The sequence below is a fragment of the Rhizobium sp. SYY.PMSO genome (assembly GCF_046840415.1).
Lineage (GTDB): Bacteria > Pseudomonadota > Alphaproteobacteria > Rhizobiales > Rhizobiaceae > Rhizobium.
Window position 1 is genome coordinate 393420 of the sequence record NZ_CP177351.1, and the last position, 18244, is coordinate 411663.

An 18244-nucleotide genomic window follows, 5' to 3' on the forward strand; every position below is an offset into this window, starting at 1 on the left:
ATGTCAAACATTCCTATTTCGGGCGTGGCCAGAACGGCTTTCTTTGCCTGGTCTCCGACGATGATTATCGCTGTCGTCATATTGGCAGGATGGTTCGTTGTCGCGCTAACCGCTCCTTTCATAGCTCCTTACGATCCGGATGCTATCGATATCGCCAATATGCTGACGGGTCCGAGTGCTGCACACTGGTTCGGCACGGACCAGGTCGGGCGCGATATCTTCTCGCGGGTCCTTTATGCGGCACAGGTCGATCTTCTCCTTTGCGTTCTCGGCGTATTGCCGCCGCTTATCATCGGTACTTTCGTCGGACTTCTCAGCGGCTACTTCGGAGGGATCATCGATTCGATCTTCATGCGCATCTACGATCTGACTGTGGCTTTCCCTTTCTTCGTACTCGTTCTTGCCATTGTCGGCGTGATTGGTCCCGGACTTGTTAATTTTATCATCGCACTGACCGTGGTTGGCTGGGTCAGTTATGCCCGGTTGGTCAGGGCCGAGGTTCTGACAGTGCGTGAAAGCGAATATATCCGCGCCGCGGAATGCCTCGGTTATCCCAAACGCGCGATACTCCTTCGTCATGTTCTGCCCAATGCCATTGGCCCGGTCATTGCATATGCGGTGAGCGACGCAGTTCTCGTGATGCTTGCCGGCGCGAGTTTCGGCTATCTCGGCATGGGTGCGCAACCTCCCACCGCCGAATGGGGAGTCATCATTGCAGATGGCCAGGCCTTCATTCAGCAAGCATGGTGGATCTGCTTCTTCCCCGGCCTCGCAGCCATCTCGCTTGGGCTCGGCTTCGCTTTTCTCGGAGACGGTTTGGGCCACCTGCAACGACGGGAGGTGACTGTATGACCGGCCGTATCGACACCGCGCAGCCTTTGCTGGAGGTCGCAGACCTGACCATTGCCTTCGGTGCGTTCAAGGCCGTTAAGGGCGTATCCTTCCATGTCAACGCCGGCGAGATTTTGGGGATCGTCGGCGAGAGCGGTTCGGGAAAATCGCTGACCTGTCGAGCGCTGATGGGCATTCTGCCGCGCTTGGCGAATGCGACCGGCTCGGTGCGGCTCGCCGGGGACAGCCTGCTCGACCTTACCGAGGCGAAGTGGTGTGCTCTGCGTGGCAGCGAGATTGGAATGATCTTCCAAAACCCCGCGTCTCATCTCGATCCGTTACGCCGCATCGGCGCGCAAGTGGCGGCTCCCATGAAACGTCATCTCGGCCTGTCGCAACGCGCGGCGGAGGAAAGGACGGTTCGCCTGCTTGAAGACGTGGGAATCCGCGATGCCGCGAAAAAAGCCCGCAGCTATCCTCACGAGTTTTCCGGAGGGATGAAGCAGCGTGCGATGATCGCTGCGGCCATCGGCTGCAACCCGAAACTGCTGATCGCCGACGAGCCGACCACAGCGCTGGACGTGACGGTTCAATCCCGTATCCTGAAGCTGTTGCGCGACCTCAACAGGGATCGGGGTCTTTCCGTCATCCTGATTTCCCATGACCTTGCCGCCGTCGCCGCCACCTGCACGCGTGTCATCGTCATGCGCAACGGCGAAATAGTCGAGGAAGGGGCGACCGCCGACGTCATCAGCCGTCCCCAGCACGAATACACCAAGCTACTGCTCGCCTCGCAGCCGAATGACTGGAGTAAAGCTTCGGCCGACCCTTCACCCTCTCTCGCGGCGCCGTTACTCAGTGTCGAAAAGCTGGGCGTCTCCTTCGCCGGGAAGGGTAGCATATTCTCTTCACGCGAAGCCAGGGCGCCGTTCCGCGCTCTTGAGGGCATCGATCTTCAGATCGCGCCCGGCGAAACCGTTGGTGTAGTCGGGGAAAGCGGATCGGGTAAGAGCACCCTGGCACGCGCGATCGTGCGCCAGATCCAGCCGAGCGCCGGCCGGGTCCGCTTCGATGGAGAGGACATCCACAAGCTGCAAGGCGGAGCGCTGTTGGCGTTTCGGCGGCGCGTCCAGATGGTGTTCCAAAATCCGTACGATTCTCTCAACCCGCGCATGACGGCTCGCGACGCCGTCGCGGAGCCCATCTGGCGGCACGGTCTCGCGGATCGGCGCACGGCGTTGGCCCGGGCCGATGCGCTCCTGGACAGCGTGGAGCTGGCAGCGACCCTGCGCGAGCGCCGGCCCCGGCAACTCTCCGGCGGCCAATGCCAGCGCGTGGGACTGGCGCGCGCGCTGGCTCTGGAGCCGGAATTGTTGATTGCCGATGAGATCACGTCGGCGCTCGACGTGACCACGCAGGCCCAGATCCTGGAGCTGTTGAAGCGACTGCAGCGCGAGCGCCAGCTCGCTCTGTTCTATATCTCTCATGACCTCGGCGTGGTGAACAGTATCTGCCAGCGGGTCTACGTTTTCAAAACCGGCCGGATTGTGGAAAGCGGCCCTGTAAGTCAGGTGCTGAGCCGACCGCAGGACCCCTATACCCAGGAACTGATCGGCTCGATTACCCATCTCAAGACAGCAGCAGAACAGGAGCATGCCCATGCGTCTCGATGAATATGTAACTTATGACGGGATCGGCCTGGCGGAGCTTTTGGCAAAGGGAGAAATAACGCCGAAGGAGCTTGGTGGCTGCGTCGTCGATGCGGTGGCAGCAGTGAATCCCGTGCTCAATGCGGTCGTCGAACTCTATCCGGATGCACTGGATGCTTTGCCGCAGACCCGCGGCGCCGGCTCGTTTTACGGCATTCCGACGTTGACGAAGGACTTTCCCGTGGAGGCAGGCAGGCCCGGAGAATGCGGCAGCAAGCTGGCGAAGGGCTTTCGGGCGCTCCGGGATACCGTCGCCTGGCAACGCCTCAAGGCTGCGGGCCTTGTCAATGTCGGCCGCACCACCACCTCGGAATTCGGGGTGGCGGCCGCCACGGAGACATCTCTTTACGGCAACACCGCCAACCCCTGGGATATCCGGCGAGGAGTTTCCGGTTCCAGCGGGGGGGCGGCGGCAGCGGTCGCTGCCGGCCTCGTCCCCTTTGCCCATGGCGGCGACGGCGGCGGTTCCATCCGCAATCCGGCCTCCTTCTGCGGATTGATCGGCCTCAAACCTTCCCGCGGACGCGTCACGGGGTCGCCGGGAGCGAATGCACCGCTGTTCGGACTTGCCACCGCATTCATGCTGACAAAATCGGTCCGTGACACGGCTCTGCTGCTCGACGAGTGCCATGGGCCGGATGCCGGCGACGGATACGAAATCTGCGCACCGCACACCCCCTACAGCGAAGCAATTCGGCGTCCCCCCGAAGCTCTGCGCATTGGCTTTTGTGTCAAGTCATGGTCGCAAACCACCTGTGATCCGGAAATTGCGGAGTCCGTCCTGAAAACCGCCCGGCTGCTCGCCTCGTACGGCCACGAGGTGGAGGAGGCGGCGCCCGAGTTCGACTATGCGGCATTCCTGGAGGCGCAGAAAGTTATCTGGGGCGCCGACCTGGCTGCGGGCTTGCCGCAGGTAGCGCAGCAGATGCAACGGGAGATCGGGCCCGAAAACCTCAGTGCCACCGTTCTTGCGGTCTATCATTTCGGCAAGGATCTTTGCGCTTCGCGGCTCGTGAACGCATTCAAGGTTTACGACGAGATGACGCGGCGGGTCGGACGCTTCTTTAATCGCTACGATCTCTTGCTGACGCCGACGAGCTGCATCCAGCCGGAGATTCTCGGCACTTATGATCCGATGCGCGCTGGCATTGACATCGACACCGTCTTTGCGGACATGGAGTTGAAGGAGACCTTTACGGCTCTGTTCAACGGTACGGGCCAGCCCGCGATATCGCTGCCGACCGGGACTTCGTCGGCGGGTCTGCCGATTGGTAGCCAGTTGGTCGCAAGGTTCGGACGCGAAGACCTGCTGCTTGGGGTGGCGAGGCAGCTGGAAGAGAATTTCGACCGAAATAACGGCGTCTGGGGACAAGGTCTCCCCCCGGTCTTTGCCGGACGGCCCCGCGCTTAGGAGTTCGACAGGAGACATGCGCCTCGACAATTCCATGTATCCGTGAAACTGGACCTTAGCGATGCGACTTGATGAATATGCCGCGCAGGATGGCATCGGCCTCGCCCGTCTCCTCCGGGAAGGGGAAATAACGCCGCGTGATCTCGGGCAGTGCGTGGTGCAGGCAATCGAATCCGTCAACCCGGCACTCAATGCCGTTGTGGAGGTGTTTGCCGATGCTCTCGATCGGTTGACGAACCAAAGGGGGGCAGGTCCGTTTTACGGCATTCCAACGCTGATCAAGGACCTGCCGATCGAGGCCGGACGACACGCGGAATTCGGCAGCCGCCTGATGAAGGGCTTTCGGGCACAGCATGATGCCGTATACTGGCAGCGGCTGCGCGAAAGCGGCTTGATCAGCGTAGGGCGCACGACGACATCCGAGTTCGCCATCCCCGCGGCCACGGAAACGCTGCTGTATGGCGCAACCCGCAACCCATGGGATGTAAAGCGAGGGGTAGCGGGCTCCAGTGCTGGCGCTGCCGCGGCCGTAGCTGCTGGCATAGTGCCCTTCGCTCAAGGCAGCGACGGTGGTGGATCAATCCGCAATCCCGCATCGTTTTGCGGCGTCATCGGCCTCAAGCCCTCCCGCGGTCGCGTGACAGGTTCCCCACATGCAAACGCTCCGCGCTTCGGCCTGGGGACCGGCTTCATGCTTACGCGATCGGTTCGCGACACGGCCGCCCTTCTGGACGTCTGCCACGGCCCCGATGCGGGCGATGGCTATGAGATCACGCGTCCCTCCGAGGCTTATGCCGGAACCATGCATCGTTCGCCAAAGGAATTGCGTATCGCCGTGTGCACGCGCTCCTGGTCCGGCACGCCTGTCGAGCAGGATGTTCTGGACACCGTACGGATTACGGCGGACCGGCTGAGCAATCTCGGCCATCATATCGAGAACGCCTCGCCGGATTTCGATTATTCCGCTTTCCTTCATGCGCAAAAGATCATCTGGGCAGCAGGAGCTGCCGCTGACTTGCCCGTTCTGGCGAAATTAGCCGGCGCCCCATTGGATGAAGATACCCTCGGGCCTTCCGTTCATGCCGTTTATCGCTTTGGATGCACATTGCGCGCTTCCCAGCTTAGGGAAGCGCTGGAGGTCTACGATCACATCACAAGGCAGGTCGGGCGTTTCATGCAACGGTACGATCTCCTGCTAACGCCGACAAGTGCGATTGCGCCGGAGCTGATCGGCACCTACGACCCCAACAGGCCAGGTCTGGATATCGACGACGTTTTCGCGGACCTCGAGCCCAAAGAAACCTTTACCGCCCTTTTTAACGGCACCGGCCAACCGGCGATCTCGTTGCCTCTTGGCCGTAGCGGCAATGGCCTTCCGATCGGAATGCAATTTGTCGGTCGTTTCGGGCGTGACGATCTTTTGCTTGCGATCGCGCGCCAACTGGAGGAACAACTGGAAGGTAAGCCGGGTATATGGGGGCAGGGATTGCCTGATATCTACGCCGGCCACTAACAGGAGGACTGCGAGTGGCAAAGCCGCGAAACGGGGAAAAGAAAAAGCGTGCCATTGAAAATGGCAAGAAAGTCGATATCGAAGCGCTCCTGCGGGCGCATATTGCGACCGCGACGCCTTCCGAGCAAAGCGTCGCTGCCTTCATGCTCGAAAATTTGCAGATGTTGTCGTTTGAGACGGGCGGCAGTATCGCCAAGGCGGTTGGCGTAAGCGAAATGACGGTGCTGCGCGTCGCGCGGGGCCTTGGCTTCCAGGGCTTCCGCGACCTGAAGAGCAAGTTGCGCAGCGCGGTTGAAAAAGAAGGGGACCTCGACGATTACACATCCCGCTTCAAAGTGCGGGATAAGCGGCATGAGGTATTGCAGGAAAGCCTGCGTCTGGAACTTGATGCGATTGTCAAAGCCTATGCGCTCGCAACGACCGAATTATGGGACGATGCGACCAGCGCGCTGGCGAGAACGCGAACGATCTATGTCGTCGGATTTCAGGCGATCAAAGGCCTCGCAATGGACTTTGCCAGTCGCTTGCTGTGGACGCGCCCAAACGTGATTTTCGTCGATAGTGCAAGCGGTACTTATGGGGAAATCATCGCCGCCGACCCGGCGCACAGCCTGGTCGTGCTCATTGACGCCGCAAACTATGCCACACGCAGCATAAAGCTGGCGCAGCGTCTGAAAGACATCGGCATGCCTTTGATCATCGTAACGGACATGTTTAGCCACTGGGGCTTTGCCTATACCGAGTTTGTTTTCGAAGCCCACGCCCATGTCCAGACCTATTGGGATTCTTCGGCGTCGATAAACGTTGTGCTCAATCTGCTCATCAATACCGTGGCCATGAAGCTCGGCTCAAAGGCGACAAAGCATTGCGAGGTCCTTACGAAACTGATGGCGGACTTCGACGAATTCGTAAGCGTTCCAACTCTCAACCATAAACAGGAAACTTGATATGACTATCGATGAAGCACTGGAAGCCGATCGCAGACGGCTGGATGCCTGCCTGGCTGCCGATATTCCTGTCCTGGAAGAGCTTATGGCCGAAGATTGCCTTTATATCCACACCGCCGGCAATATCGATTCGAAGTCCGAGTTCATCGAAAAAGTCAAAACGGGCATGCTTCGCTACATGCGCATCGGAAACAATATCGAGCGGTCGGGGGCATGCGGAGAGACCGTCGCCATTGCCGGTATTCTGGAGATGGATCTCTACAGGGGTGACGTCCCGGCCTCGATTCGTATCCGTTATTGCTGCACATGGGTAAGCACGGCTTCAGGTCCAAGAATGCTGACCTGGCAATCGACGCCGCTTGCCAACCATAAATGAGTTGAGAATGGCAGGGAAATCCACGTCCGTCGACATCGGGGGCAGGTTGCGTCATTTGCGCATGCAGCACAACCTTTCCCAGCGCGAACTTGCCAAACGCACCGGTGTTACCAATTCAACGATCTCGTTGATCGAATCGAATGCGTCCAATCCATCCGTCGGTGCGTTGAAACGGATACTGGATGGAATTCCGATCGGGATGGCAGAGTTTTTCGCGTTCGAGCCGGAACGGCCAGCGAGCGCTTTTTACCGGTCCGATGAATTGGTCGAGATTGGCAAAGGAGCAATTTCGTATCGGCAGGTCGGCAAGACCCTCTTTGGCCGCAGCCTTCAGATCGTCAGGGAATGCTATCAGCCCGGGGCAGATACAGGCAAGGTATCGTTAGTCCACGATGGCGAGGAAGGCGGCATCGTCCTCTCGGGTCGTCTGGATGTGACCGTGGGCGACGAACGCCGCATCCTGGGGCCGGGGGATGCATATTATTTCGAAAGTCGCCGCCCGCACCGTTTCCGCTGCGTCGGTTCGCTACCCTGCGAAGTCGTAAGCGCCTGCACGCCTCCGACATTCTAGCGAAGAGCGCGGAAAGCACACGGCTTTCTCTGTGATATCCGCGCCGGTCCATGCGGCCTGCTTCTCCAAACGACATCCGGTCTGCCGGCGCTTGCGCGCCGAGGCAGACCGAGAGCGATGGAGCTCCCATCAGCCTTCTTGGCAAAATGCCTGCACATTGTCCGGGGAAGCGTTCATTCCGTCGATCGTCGCTTGCATCGGGAGCGGTCTGCCTGTTGCCCGCACCGGTGCTGCGGGCAACAGGGAAGAAAACCTCTTCCGGGCAGAAGTGCCGATTGGGCGATTGAGCGATCGCCGCCATGGCCGGGCGATAATCATAAAGGATCACCGCCCGTAGGGTCTCCCGCGTCCGTCAACGACATTGTTACGGAGTTTGGAGAGTCCGCGGAAAATCTTCGCCCGCGCAACAATTTGAGCCGCCAGGGCTTTTCCTGGAATTTCTCTAGAAAAATCAAGCAGTTAACCGCCTGTCCGAGGAAATTGGCGTGCCAACATCAGAACATGGTGTTGGTATTGGCCGATTTCTCGGGCACTTTCTGGATAACGTCCCAATGCTCGACGATTTTGCCGTTCGCGACGCGAAAGATGTCAACGACGGCCGAGCCCGGATCGGTCGGTCCGCTTGTCGCATGGACATGGAGATAAACGAGGTCGCCATCCGTTGCGCTGCGAACGATCTGCGATTTGCGGGCGGGATTGTCCTGAAAGGCCTTGGTGAAATAGTCAACGAAGGGGGCTTTGCCGTCAGGAACGTTCGGGTTGTGTTGCTTGTAGTCGTCAGCGACCACTTGGGCGGCTTCGGCGACGTCATGCTGATTGAAAAACTTGTCGTAAAACGAGACGACAAGCGCTCGGTTCGATTCTTCCATGCTCAGGTTGCGCTCGGCGGCGAATACGCTGCAGACATTGAGCGATGCGGCCATTGCCGCAGAAATTGCAATCATGTGAGGGAAGGACATTTTCATGGATACCTCTTTCCTTTTCGGATCATGACCGCTTTTTAGGAGCGGATCGGTTTCGTTGTAGCTGCATGATTTCCATGCGAGAAATGCGGTCCCGCGTGTTTCAAGTCGGAGTTGGCACGCGGCTCCCCGACGTCGGTCTTGAGCTCATGGGACATCGCATCTCCAACGCCGCACAGGCGTTCGCCATCGGGCGAAGAGTGCGGCGGTATTGCACGGTCAGCGGCAAGAGTTATGCGAGTTTTCCGATAAATTCCCGTCTATATATTGGTGAAGCAGATATATAGATTGTCGCGCATGACATCATTCCGCTCCAAAGATTGTATGGCGGAAAGATGTGCCGGCCTGCCGAAGAATTGAAAAACATGAACTTATATCAGCTGTTTATAAGTATCATGCTGATGTCTTCGCGACGGCGCGCTCTTGCGGGAAATTATGGCAGGTCCTGGCCTCCTTTCAAATTATCGCAATGATTCGCTTTGGCTGCGTGACCATATATCGTAATTATCGATCATTCGCGATAGGGTCGATTTTCACATCTATGTGTTGCGTGGTCGGAAATACCGATTTCTCCAAGGAAGGGCCTCTTTGTGGCGCGAGTCGCGACTGCCGGTATGTGGCGATGGGGGCCGTCTGGAAAGCGAATATCCGCCTGCGCCACGGCGTTCTTGGGAGCATTCATCCCAGCGCAACCGGAAACGTGCAATCCGGCCCGAGATTCAGCGTGCAGACGGCGAAAGATGCCGACCTCCGCACGTCGGCGGGATTGGAGACCGCCCGGCACTTTCGAACGTTCCACCGAGGCTTCTGTCTGAACATGTTATTTTTCAATGAGATAGAATGATTTTCCCATTTATATGTTGTATTTCCACCAATTCTGTTGACTAATGTTTTAAAATCAACATTATGATGGACACCAAACACTGGGGAGGAGTGTAAGCATGGGTGTCTGCAGGATTTTTCGCGCTTGCGCGTTGCGCGGCTCGGCATTGTTGGCGATCGTGTTCAGCACGACGGCAGCGGCAGTCGCCGCTGATACGATAACCCTCGCGACGCCTAATCCGATCACCACCCTCGATCCGATGCGATCGACAAGCTCGGGGAATATCGAGGTCTATTTTCAGCTTTACTCGGGCCTAATGAGACGGAATTCCCAAACCGGCGAGCTTGAGCCGGCTCTGGCGGATCGTTGGGAGGTTTCACCGGATGGTTTGACCTATACGCTTCATTTGCGTGACGCCCGGTTCTCGGACGGCTCGCCGATCACCGCCGAGGACGTGGCTTTCAGCTTGAACCGCGTCCATAGCGATAAGCAATCAGTGTATCCCGCCGGATTGAGCGCGGTCGACACAGTGACCGCTGCAGACCAGAAGACCGTTCTGATCAAGTTGAAGTGGGCGCGCTCGTCGTTTCTTCAGAACCTTGCCGCCTTCAACATGGGCATCGTGTCGAAGTCCGATGTCGAAAAGCAGGGAGACAAGGCTTTCACCAGCGATCCGGTTACGTCTGGCCCATATATCGTGAAGCAATGGAAGCCCAATGAGGGGATAGAGCTGCGGCCCAATCCGCATTACTGGCGCGCCGGCCACCCGAAATCCGATGCTACCATTCATTTCTTGGAAACGTCCTCGGCCGACACGCGTATCGCCATGTTGCGAGCAGGCACTGTGGACGCGGTGAGGTCGGTCCCATGGGCGAATATCGCGGAACTCAAGAAACTGCCTTCGATCGTCGTCCGGATGGAATCATCCGGTGTCATTTACGAAGTACTGCTCAACCATAAACGCGAACCTTTTTCAGACATGAAGGCTCGCCAGGCGGCAGCCTACGCCATCGACAACAAAGCAATGACCGCCGCGCTGACATATGGTTATGCCCGGCCGGCCAATACCACCTTGCCGGATGGCTTTGATTTCCATGACGATGCGTATCCCGGCATTCCGCAGGATATCCAGAAGGCAAAGCAGCTTTTGACCGAGTCCGGGATGCAGGGGCACGAGGTGAAGATCCTCGCATTGCCCGATGCGACAGGGCAGCAGACGGCTCTGCTTTTGCAGGCGCAATGGCAGGCCATCGGCCTGAAGCCAACGATCGTGAATGTCGATAGCGGTGCATGGTGGGACGCGACCGGCAAGGCGGACTATGATGCGGCCGTCTCCTGGTGGTACCAGGAGTCGCCTGATCCCGATATCGGGGTTCGCTGGTCCGTATGCGGCTCCTGTAAGTCGAATGCCTTTAACACCTTCTACAAGAATCCCAAGGTGGACGACTTGATCGAAGAAGGTGCCAGGGAGGCCGATCCCGCCAAGCGCCTGGCGATCTATAAGGAGATTCAGAAGATCACCACACAAGAGGTCTCCCAGATCCCGCTCTACTACGCACCGAATGCGGTGGCATATTCCAAACGAGTGGAAGGTCTGAAACTCACGCCTTCGCTGACATGGACGTTTGAAGATACGACCCTCACCAAATAGTTCCTTGGCGGCTTGAAAGGCCGCAGCGCCAAGTCTCCAAAACCTCGCCTCGGTGTGACGGTGTTTGGTCGGCGGCGATAGTCGGCATTCGATTCAAAAATGCGAGGTGGTTTATGAAGACGGGATTTCTCTGGCACGAATATTTTGCATGGCATTCGTTTGGAACGGTCTCCGGATCGATTCCGGCCGGAGGTTTTGTGGAGCCTGGAGCCCCTTTCGAAAACGAACAGACGAAGCGCAGATTGCGGAATCTGCTGGAAGTCAGCGGCCTGCTTGACGACCTGAGCATTCTGCCCACGCGGCTTGCCACGGATGAAGAACTTCTCCGCGTTCATACGGTGGATTATCTGGAAAAGCTGAAGCGGCTGAGCAATGCGGGCATCGGCGATGCCGGCAGGGGAGCCTTGGTCGGCAAGGGCTCGTTCGAAATTGCCCAACGTGCTGCGGGTGCCTGTATCGTCGCTGCCGACGCTGTATATGATCGTGTTGTTCGCAACGCCTATGTCTTGTGCCGTCCTCCGGGACACCATGCCGAACGCGATTGTGGGATTGGCTTCTGCCTTCTCGCGAATGCATCGATCGCGACGGAGCATTTGCGCAAGGCCCGCGGTGTGAAGCGTATTGCGTTGGTCGATTGGGATGTCCACCATGGCAATGGGGCGCAGTCAATCTTCTACGACGATCCGGATGTTCTGACGATTTCCATTCACCAGGATCGCCTGTTTCGGTCCGGGTCAATTGAAGAAAGAGGCGTCGGGGACGGATTGGGAGCCTCCCTCAATATTCCACTGCCCGCAGGCTCGGGCCATGAAGCCTATGTGGCGGCGATTGAGCGGGTGGTGGTTCCCGCTCTCACGCGCTTCCAGCCTGAAATGATTATCGTGCCGTCGGGTTTTGATGCCAGCGTGTTCGATCCCCTCGGCCGCCAGATGGCGGGTTCGGAGACATTCCGAATGATGACCCGCCTGCTGATGTCCGCGGCAGACCGGCTTTGCGAGGGTCGGCTGATGATGACCCACGAGGGCGGCTATTCGGAAACGTATGTCCCCTGGTGCGGATTGGCCGTTCTGGAGGAAATGTCCGGCATTAAAACAGAAGCGCAGGATCCTTATCTCGGTTGGTTCGGCCTAATTGGCGGACACGAGCTCAAGCCGCATGAGAACGAGGTTCTGATCCAGGCTGCGGCTCTTGTCGATCAGATACCAAGGCCCGGCAAGTAGAAGTCCGGCACGCTGTTGGAGGACTGCCGAGCTAGGCCTCTGCGTTGCATGGCAGGCTCGAGCCGGCAGTTGGTCTCATCTATCCGTTAACTGAGTTCGAGAATGCCGAAGCCGTCTATTTCAGGCACTATCCCGCCGCAGGCGCAGCACCAGCGGTGGGCCATGACGATGCTGATCGCCGGAGGCATCGCTATCGGCAGTTCCCCGATATTCGTACGCTTGTCTGAAGTAGGGCCCATCGCCACCAGTTTCTGGCGCCTGGCGTTGGCCATGTTCCCTCTTTTCATGTTTGGTGCCGGTGAACGCCGGAAGCTCCAGGAGCGCTCGCCGTTCAACCTGATAAATTGCCTTCAACTCATTTTGCCGGGAATTTTCATCGCTGCCGATCTCGGCGCATGGCATTTCTCGCTGCATTTGACGTCCGTGGCGAATGCGACCTTGCTCATGAATCTGGCGCCGATTTTCGTCAGCATTGGAGCATGGCTCCTATTCAGGATGCGAATTAGCGGCAGGCTCATTGCCGGACTGGCAATCGCCATCGCCGGTGTCGTTGTTCTGAAAGGTGGTGTGGGCGAGATAGTGCACGAGCAGTCGGCGGGCGATGGCATCGCGCTTCTCTCAGCCGTCTTCTACGCGGGATATATTCTCTTGGTTGGACGTCTGCGCAGCCGCTTTTCGACCAGATGCATCATGCTGTGGAGCACTGCGACCGCAGCTGCCATCTCCCTTCCAGTGGCCTATTTCATGGAAGGTAGAATCTTGCCGATGACAATCCACGGCTGGCTCATACTCGCCGCGCTGGCATGGATGACACATGCTGCCGGCCAAAGCATGATCGCCTATGCGCTCGCTTATTTGGCGCCGTCGTTTTCATCGCTCACGCTTATGCTTCAGCCGGTTGTGGCAGCGCTTCTGGCTTGGGTTTTCCTGACCGAACCCCTTGGCCTCATGCAGGCGATCGGCGGAATGATTGTCATATTCGGAATATTGATTGCTCGCGGGGACTAACCGGTTTTGCCAATGCAGGTCTTACTTTCGCAAGCCTGAAACAGCGATGGCGCGACGGGGCAAGCGCTTCCACGACGTTGCCATGGTTGATGGCAGCGGCCGTGTTCGCCGCCCGGCTATTTCAGCTCATAGGCAAGGAGACCGCGCCTGCCGTGATTCACGCTCAGGCGACGTTTGAGCGGTGGCATCGTGCGGCTGGCGCAATTTGTACGTTCGCAGATGCGGCAGGAAATTCCTATTGGCTCGAAATCGCTGCGGTCCGACAGATTCAAGCCGTCCGCATACACGAATGCGTCTGCATAGGTCGACTCGCATCCCAGCGCCAAGGCGTAGACGGGCCGGTCTGCGTGAAAGCCCACCACGCCTTTGCCGACCTGGGTGGCGATGGAAAGGTAGCGCACGCCGTCAGGGGTTTCCGCAAGCTGGCGTAGTATTCGCCCTGGTGTTTCGAATGCCTGATGCGCGTTCCAAAGGGGGCAGGCAGCTCCGAAGCGGGCAAATTGCAATTTCGTCGCGCTGTGCCGTTTCGTGATGTTGCCGGCGCGATCGATGCGCGCGAAGAAAATGGGAATGCCTTTGTTATTAGGACGTTGGAGCGTGGAGAGCCGGTGGCAGACCTGCTCCAGAGACGTGCCGAACTTCAATGCGAGCAGCTCGATATCGTGGCGTAACAGCCGGGCGGATTCAAGGAAATCGCCGTAAGGCATCAACAGGGCGCCGGCGAAGTAATTGTGCAGCCCGACGCGACAGATGTCTCTGGCTTCCTGCGTGCGGAAGCTCGCGCTTTCGATGATGGTCGTGATCGAGTCCTGAACCGCCAGCTGTGCCAGCGCGACAGCCAGCTGAAACGTCTGGGTCTGCGGTGCGGCGAAACCGTTGAGCGTAATCCTGCGGTGCTCATGGTCTAGGTCACGTAAAGGCGCATCGGCGGGGCCGAAGCCGATGTTCATTTTATATTCGTTTTCAAGCCAATGCATGAGCTTCGAGCGCGGATCGGCCAACAAGTTCAAACTCTTGGCCAAGGCCTCCGCGGCGACATCGATATCGTGAATATAATTGTCGACGAAATGGAAGAAGTCGCGCACCTCCTCGTATGGCGTGACTTCGTTCAGCCCGCGGCCCACCTCCCGGTCGAGGCTTACCAATTGCTCGCTATTGGTTCGATAGGCCTGGTGACAGGCGATCAGGGCATGGGCAAACCCCGGCGCATTGTGAGTTATGAGCTTCAGCTCCTGCAGACTCGGCGAATATCCCTCGAATATCGGGTCATCAAGGGTTTCCGACAGTGCCGAGAGCAGCCTGTCGGTTTCCCCGCTCGCAAGCTCGGAGAAGTCCATCTTGAACTTGTCCATGAGAGCAATGAGAACGGTGGCGGAGACCGGGCGCTGATTGCTCTCAATGTGGTTGAGGTAACTCGTGGATATGCCGAGCCGTTCGGCGAACTGAACTTGTGTGGCGTTTGTGCTCAATCTGAGTTCGCGCACCTTGCGGCCGATGAACAGCTTGCCTGTCGCCATTTTCACAAATCCCCAATTTCACTTTCTCAATTTTGATAGTTTCACCTAAGCGCATTCTCAAGTGTTTTCTTCTCGAATGAATGCAGCTAGCCAGATATGGCGAAAGCAGGAGAAGAGCTATGCGGGCGATATTGGCGGAAGTTGAAAAGCGGCGGAGCGAGGCACGGCTCGGCGGAGGGCAGCGGCGTATCGATGCTCAGCACGCCAAGGGAAAACTGACTGCGCGCGAACGGATCGAAGTCCTTCTGGATGAAGGCTCGTTCGAAGAGTTCGACATGTACGTCACCCATCGCTGCACCGATTTCGGAATGGCCGACCAAAAGATTGCCGGCGATGGCGTCGTTACCGGCTGGGGCACCATCAATGGCCGGCAGGTCTATGTCTTTAGCCAGGATTTCACGGTGCTGGGTGGCTCCTTGTCCGAAACTCACGCCCAGAAAATCTGCAAGATCATGGACATGGCGGTCAAGGTCGGCGCACCGGTGATCGGTCTCAACGATTCCGGCGGCGCGCGCATTCAGGAAGGGGTCGCCTCGCTGGCGGGCTATGCCGACGTGTTTAAGCGCAATGTCGACGCATCGGGCGTTATTCCCCAGATTTCCGTCATCATGGGACCATGCGCCGGCGGCGCGGTCTATTCTCCCGCCATGACCGACTTTATCTTCATGGTGCGGGACAGCTCGTATATGTTCGTCACCGGTCCGGATGTGGTGAAGACGGTGACCAACGAGATCGTCACCGCAGAGGAACTCGGTGGTGCATCAACCCACACAAGGAAATCTTCGGTCGCCGATGCGGCCTATGAAAACGATATCGAAACGCTGGAGCATGTTCGCCTGCTCTTCGATTTTCTGCCGCTCAACAATCGCGAAAGACCGCCGGTCCGCCCCTTCCACGACGATCCGGCTCGGCTTGTTTCCCGCCTCGACAGCCTGATCCCCGACAGCTCGGCCAAGCCCTACGACATGAAGGAGCTGATCCTTGCGATTGCCGACGAGGGCGATTTCTTCGAGCTTCAGGAAGCTTTTGCAAAGAACATCGTCACGGGCTTTATCAGGCTCGAGGGGCAAACGGTCGGTGTCGTTGCCAACCAGCCGATGGTACTGGCGGGCTGCCTTGACATCGATAGCTCTCGCAAGGCGGCGCGCTTCGTTCGCTTCTGCGACGCCTTCAATATTCCAATTCTGACCCTGGTCGACGTTCCCGGCTTCCTGCCGGGTGTCGCCCAGGAATACGGCGGCGTCATCAAGCACGGCGCCAAGCTGCTCTTCGCCTACAGCCAGGCGACGGTCCCGATGGTGACGCTCATCACCCGCAAGGCCTATGGGGGCGCCTACGACGTCATGGCCTCCAAGCACATCGGCGCCGACATCAACTATGCCTGGCCGACGGCGGAGATCGCGGTCATGGGGGCCAAGGGCGCCACCGAAATCCTCTATCGGTCGGAGCTTGGCGACCCGGACAAGATCGCCGCGCGCACGAAAGGGTATGAGGAACGTTTCGCCAACCCCTTCGTGGCCGCCGAGCGGGGCTTCATCGATGAAGTGATCATGCCGCACTCGTCCCGCCGCCGCATCGCGAGAGCCTTTGCGTCCCTGCGCAACAAACAGGCGACGGCGCATTGGAAAAAGCACGACACGATCCCGCTGTGAGGAATGAATCCATGATCAAGAAAATCCTCATCGCCAATCGCGGCGAAATCGCCTGCCGGGTCATCAAGACCGCGAAGAAAATGGGAATTGCAACCGTCGCGGTTTATTCGGACGCCGACCGTGACGCCCTGCATGTGAAAATGGCTGACGAGGCCGTTCGTCTCGGGCCGGCACCCTCGAGCCAATCGTACATCGTTCTCGAAAAGATTATCGGCGCAATCCGTCAGACCGGCGCTGACGCGGTTCATCCGGGTTACGGTTTCCTCTCCGAGAATTCAGCGTTTGCGGCCGCACTTGAGGCGGAAGGCGTCGCGTTTATCGGCCCCGGGGTCGCCGCGATCGAGGCGATGGGCGACAAGATCACGTCGAAGAAGATCGCGGCTGAAGCCGGCGTCAACACCGTGCCCGGCCATATGGGCCTGATCGAGAACGCCGACGAGGCCGTGAGGATCGCCTCTTCCATCGGCTATCCCGTAATGATCAAGGCCTCGGCCGGCGGCGGCGGCAAGGGCATGCGCATCGCCTGGAACGACCAGGAGGCGCGCGAAGGCTTTCAATCGTCGAAGAACGAGGCGAAATCCTCCTTTGGCGACGATCGCATCTTCATCGAAAAATTCGTGACGCAGCCGCGCCATATCGAAATCCAGGTGCTGGGAGACAAGCATGGCACGACGCTCTATCTCGGTGAGCGTGAATGCTCGATCCAGCGGCGGAACCAGAAGGTCATAGAGGAAGCGCCTTCACCTTTCCTTGATCCGGAAACCCGAAAGGCCATGGGCGAGCAGGCCGTCGCGCTCGCCAAGGCGGTCGGTTATCACTCCGCCGGCACGGTGGAATTCATCGTCGACGGCGAGAAAAACTTCTATTTTCTCGAAATGAACACCCGCCTGCAGGTCGAACATCCCGTGACTGAGCTCATCACCGGTATCGATCTCGTCGAGCAGATGATCCGCATCGCCGCCGGCGAAAAACTATCCTTCGCGCAGGACGATGTGAAGCTTAACGGCTGGGCGATCGAAAGCCGGCTTTACGCCGAAGATCCCTATCGCAATTTCCTGCCCTCGATCGGCCGCCTGACGCGCTACCGCCCGCCGGAAGAAGGCGAGGCCGCCGATGGCTCCATCGTCCGCAACGACACCGGCGTCTATGAGGGCGGCGAGATATCGATGTATTACGATCCCATGGTCGCCAAGCTCTGCGCCTGGGCGCCCGGCGAGGGTGCTGGCGCGCGTCTGGCCGCTGTCGATGCCATGGCCCGCGCGCTCGACGATTTCGAGGTCGAGGGCATCGGCCATAACCTGCCCTTCCTTTCCGCCGTCATGCAGCAGGAACGTTTCCGGGAAGGACGGCTGACGACCGCCTATATCGCGGAGGAGTTCCCCGACGGTTTCCATGGGGTCGAGCCGGATGCCGCCGCTGTCCGGCTGCTTGCCGCGGTTGCCGCCATAGTTCATCGAAATGTCCAGGAGCGCGCCTCGACGATCTCCGGCACAGTCGGTAACCACCGGCGGGTTGTCGGATCGAAATGGGTTGTAAAGCTTGGATCCATCGAGGAAGCGGTTACGCTTCGCACCGAAGAAGGAAAAACCGTCGCTCTGTTCGAAAACGGTCCGAACCTCAGCGTGATCGGTTCCTGGGTGCCCGGGCAGCGCCATGCGCTCTTCACGATTGACGCACCGGATCTCGCCGCCCGCCGAACGATCGGGGTGAAAATCGACCTTATTGGCAGCTGCATCCGGTTGCGCTGGGCCGGCATCGACATCGCAGCACGGGTGCGCAGCCAGCGTGTTGCGGAGCTGGCTCGACACATGCCGGTGAAACTGCCGCCGGATACGTCGAAGATGCTCCTGTGCCCGATGCCCGGCGTTCTGACTGTGGTGACGGTCAAGGTCGGCGATAAGGTCGAGGCCGGCCAGACATTGGCGACGGTCGAAGCCATGAAGATGGAAAATTCTCTCAAGGCCGAGCGGCAGGCGATCGTGAAGCGAGTGGTCGCAACCAGCGGCCAAAGCCTGGCCGTGGACGAGCTGATCATGGAATTCGAGTAACGGGG

The 18244-nt window shown here is 58.7% G+C and carries 14 protein-coding genes; 12 read left to right on the forward strand and 2 right to left on the reverse strand.

Annotation, left to right across the window (positions count from 1 at the left end; translation table 11 throughout):
* The 7 genes from ACJJVH_RS28580 (at position 1) to ACJJVH_RS28610 (ending at position 7358) form a co-directional block, all read left to right on the forward strand.
* Entirely contained in the window at positions 1 to 852 is an 852-nt protein-coding gene (locus ACJJVH_RS28580; RefSeq protein ID WP_112795248.1) for an ABC transporter permease, read from the forward strand.
* Complete coding sequence (locus ACJJVH_RS28585; RefSeq protein WP_412066783.1) at positions 849 to 2504, forward strand: dipeptide ABC transporter ATP-binding protein; 1656 nt, start codon at positions 849 to 851, stop codon at positions 2502 to 2504. Before ACJJVH_RS28580 ends, ACJJVH_RS28585 begins: the two co-directional genes overlap by 4 nt.
* Positions 2491 to 3951, forward strand: coding sequence for an amidase (locus ACJJVH_RS28590; protein ID WP_412066784.1), 1461 nt, complete (start codon positions 2491 to 2493; stop codon positions 3949 to 3951). The genes ACJJVH_RS28585 and ACJJVH_RS28590 overlap by 14 nt, the downstream gene beginning before the upstream one ends.
* 61 nt (positions 3952 to 4012) lie before the next feature.
* Entirely contained in the window at positions 4013 to 5464 is a 1452-nt protein-coding gene (locus tag ACJJVH_RS28595) for an amidase (protein WP_412066785.1), read from the forward strand.
* Positions 5465 to 5478: 14 nt separating this feature from the next.
* Positions 5479 to 6411: a MurR/RpiR family transcriptional regulator gene (locus tag ACJJVH_RS28600; RefSeq protein WP_112795252.1), complete on the forward strand. Its 933-nt coding sequence runs from the start codon at positions 5479 to 5481 to the stop codon at positions 6409 to 6411.
* A 1-nt stretch (position 6412) separates the two neighbouring features.
* Positions 6413 to 6787 (forward strand): nuclear transport factor 2 family protein, encoded by a 375-nt coding sequence (locus ACJJVH_RS28605; RefSeq protein WP_112795253.1) that lies wholly within the window; start codon positions 6413 to 6415, stop codon positions 6785 to 6787.
* Positions 6788 to 6794: 7 nt separating this feature from the next.
* On the forward strand, positions 6795 to 7358 hold the full coding sequence (locus ACJJVH_RS28610; RefSeq protein WP_112795254.1) for a cupin domain-containing protein: 564 nt from the start codon (positions 6795 to 6797) through the stop codon (positions 7356 to 7358).
* A 494-nt stretch (positions 7359 to 7852) separates the two neighbouring features.
* Here the strand turns inward: ACJJVH_RS28610 and ACJJVH_RS28615 are convergent, their stop codons facing one another.
* On the reverse strand, positions 7853 to 8302 hold the full coding sequence (locus ACJJVH_RS28615; protein ID WP_412066941.1) for a nuclear transport factor 2 family protein: 450 nt from the start codon (positions 8300 to 8302) through the stop codon (positions 7853 to 7855).
* A gap of 959 nt (positions 8303 to 9261) precedes the next feature.
* On the opposite strand from ACJJVH_RS28615, the gene ACJJVH_RS28620 reads away from it, so the two are divergent.
* The 3 genes from ACJJVH_RS28620 (at position 9262) to ACJJVH_RS28630 (ending at position 13022) form a co-directional block, all read left to right on the forward strand.
* Complete coding sequence (locus ACJJVH_RS28620; protein ID WP_412066786.1) at positions 9262 to 10794, forward strand: ABC transporter substrate-binding protein; 1533 nt, start codon at positions 9262 to 9264, stop codon at positions 10792 to 10794.
* 113 nt (positions 10795 to 10907) lie between these two features.
* The gene (locus ACJJVH_RS28625; RefSeq protein ID WP_412066787.1) at positions 10908 to 12014 is read left to right on the forward strand and encodes a class II histone deacetylase; all 1107 of its coding nucleotides are present in this window, start codon (positions 10908 to 10910) and stop codon (positions 12012 to 12014) included.
* Between the two features lie 102 nt (positions 12015 to 12116).
* The gene (locus ACJJVH_RS28630) at positions 12117 to 13022 is read left to right on the forward strand and encodes a DMT family transporter (RefSeq protein ID WP_412066788.1); all 906 of its coding nucleotides are present in this window, start codon (positions 12117 to 12119) and stop codon (positions 13020 to 13022) included.
* A gap of 116 nt (positions 13023 to 13138) precedes the next feature.
* Here ACJJVH_RS28630 and ACJJVH_RS28635 read toward each other — a convergent pair whose 3' ends face one another.
* Positions 13139 to 14539, reverse strand: a complete 1401-nt coding sequence (locus ACJJVH_RS28635) for a helix-turn-helix domain-containing protein (protein ID WP_412066789.1) — start codon at positions 14537 to 14539, stop codon at positions 13139 to 13141.
* A gap of 119 nt (positions 14540 to 14658) precedes the next feature.
* Here ACJJVH_RS28635 and ACJJVH_RS28640 point away from each other — a divergent pair, with 119 nt between their 5' ends.
* Positions 14659 to 16191 (forward strand): acyl-CoA carboxylase subunit beta, encoded by a 1533-nt coding sequence (locus ACJJVH_RS28640; RefSeq protein WP_113405415.1) that lies wholly within the window; start codon positions 14659 to 14661, stop codon positions 16189 to 16191.
* A gap of 11 nt (positions 16192 to 16202) precedes the next feature.
* Positions 16203 to 18239 (forward strand): acetyl-CoA carboxylase biotin carboxylase subunit, encoded by a 2037-nt coding sequence (locus ACJJVH_RS28645; RefSeq protein WP_412066790.1) that lies wholly within the window; start codon positions 16203 to 16205, stop codon positions 18237 to 18239.
* The last annotated feature ends 5 nt before the right edge of the window (positions 18240 to 18244 follow it).

Excerpts from the sequence above, each read along its gene's own strand:
- ACJJVH_RS28580 (WP_112795248.1), top strand. The coding sequence starts at position 1 with ATGTCAAACATTCCTATTTCGGGCGTGGCCAGAACGGCTTTCTTTGCC.
- ACJJVH_RS28585 (WP_412066783.1), top strand. The coding sequence starts at position 849 with ATGACCGGCCGTATCGACACCGCGCAGCCTTTGCTGGAGGTCGCAGAC.
- ACJJVH_RS28590 (WP_412066784.1), top strand. The coding sequence starts at position 2,491 with ATGCGTCTCGATGAATATGTAACTTATGACGGGATCGGCCTGGCGGAG.
- ACJJVH_RS28595 (WP_412066785.1), top strand. The coding sequence starts at position 4,013 with ATGCGACTTGATGAATATGCCGCGCAGGATGGCATCGGCCTCGCCCGT.
- ACJJVH_RS28605 (WP_112795253.1), top strand. The coding sequence starts at position 6,413 with ATGACTATCGATGAAGCACTGGAAGCCGATCGCAGACGGCTGGATGCC.
- ACJJVH_RS28610 (WP_112795254.1), top strand. The coding sequence starts at position 6,795 with ATGGCAGGGAAATCCACGTCCGTCGACATCGGGGGCAGGTTGCGTCAT.
- ACJJVH_RS28615 (WP_412066941.1), bottom strand. The coding sequence starts at position 8,302 with ATGATTGCAATTTCTGCGGCAATGGCCGCATCGCTCAATGTCTGCAGC.
- ACJJVH_RS28620 (WP_412066786.1), top strand. The coding sequence starts at position 9,262 with ATGGGTGTCTGCAGGATTTTTCGCGCTTGCGCGTTGCGCGGCTCGGCA.
- ACJJVH_RS28625 (WP_412066787.1), top strand. The coding sequence starts at position 10,908 with ATGAAGACGGGATTTCTCTGGCACGAATATTTTGCATGGCATTCGTTT.
- ACJJVH_RS28630 (WP_412066788.1), top strand. The coding sequence starts at position 12,117 with ATGCCGAAGCCGTCTATTTCAGGCACTATCCCGCCGCAGGCGCAGCAC.
- ACJJVH_RS28635 (WP_412066789.1), bottom strand. The coding sequence starts at position 14,539 with ATGGCGACAGGCAAGCTGTTCATCGGCCGCAAGGTGCGCGAACTCAGA.
- ACJJVH_RS28640 (WP_113405415.1), top strand. The coding sequence starts at position 14,659 with ATGCGGGCGATATTGGCGGAAGTTGAAAAGCGGCGGAGCGAGGCACGG.
- ACJJVH_RS28645 (WP_412066790.1), top strand. The coding sequence starts at position 16,203 with ATGATCAAGAAAATCCTCATCGCCAATCGCGGCGAAATCGCCTGCCGG.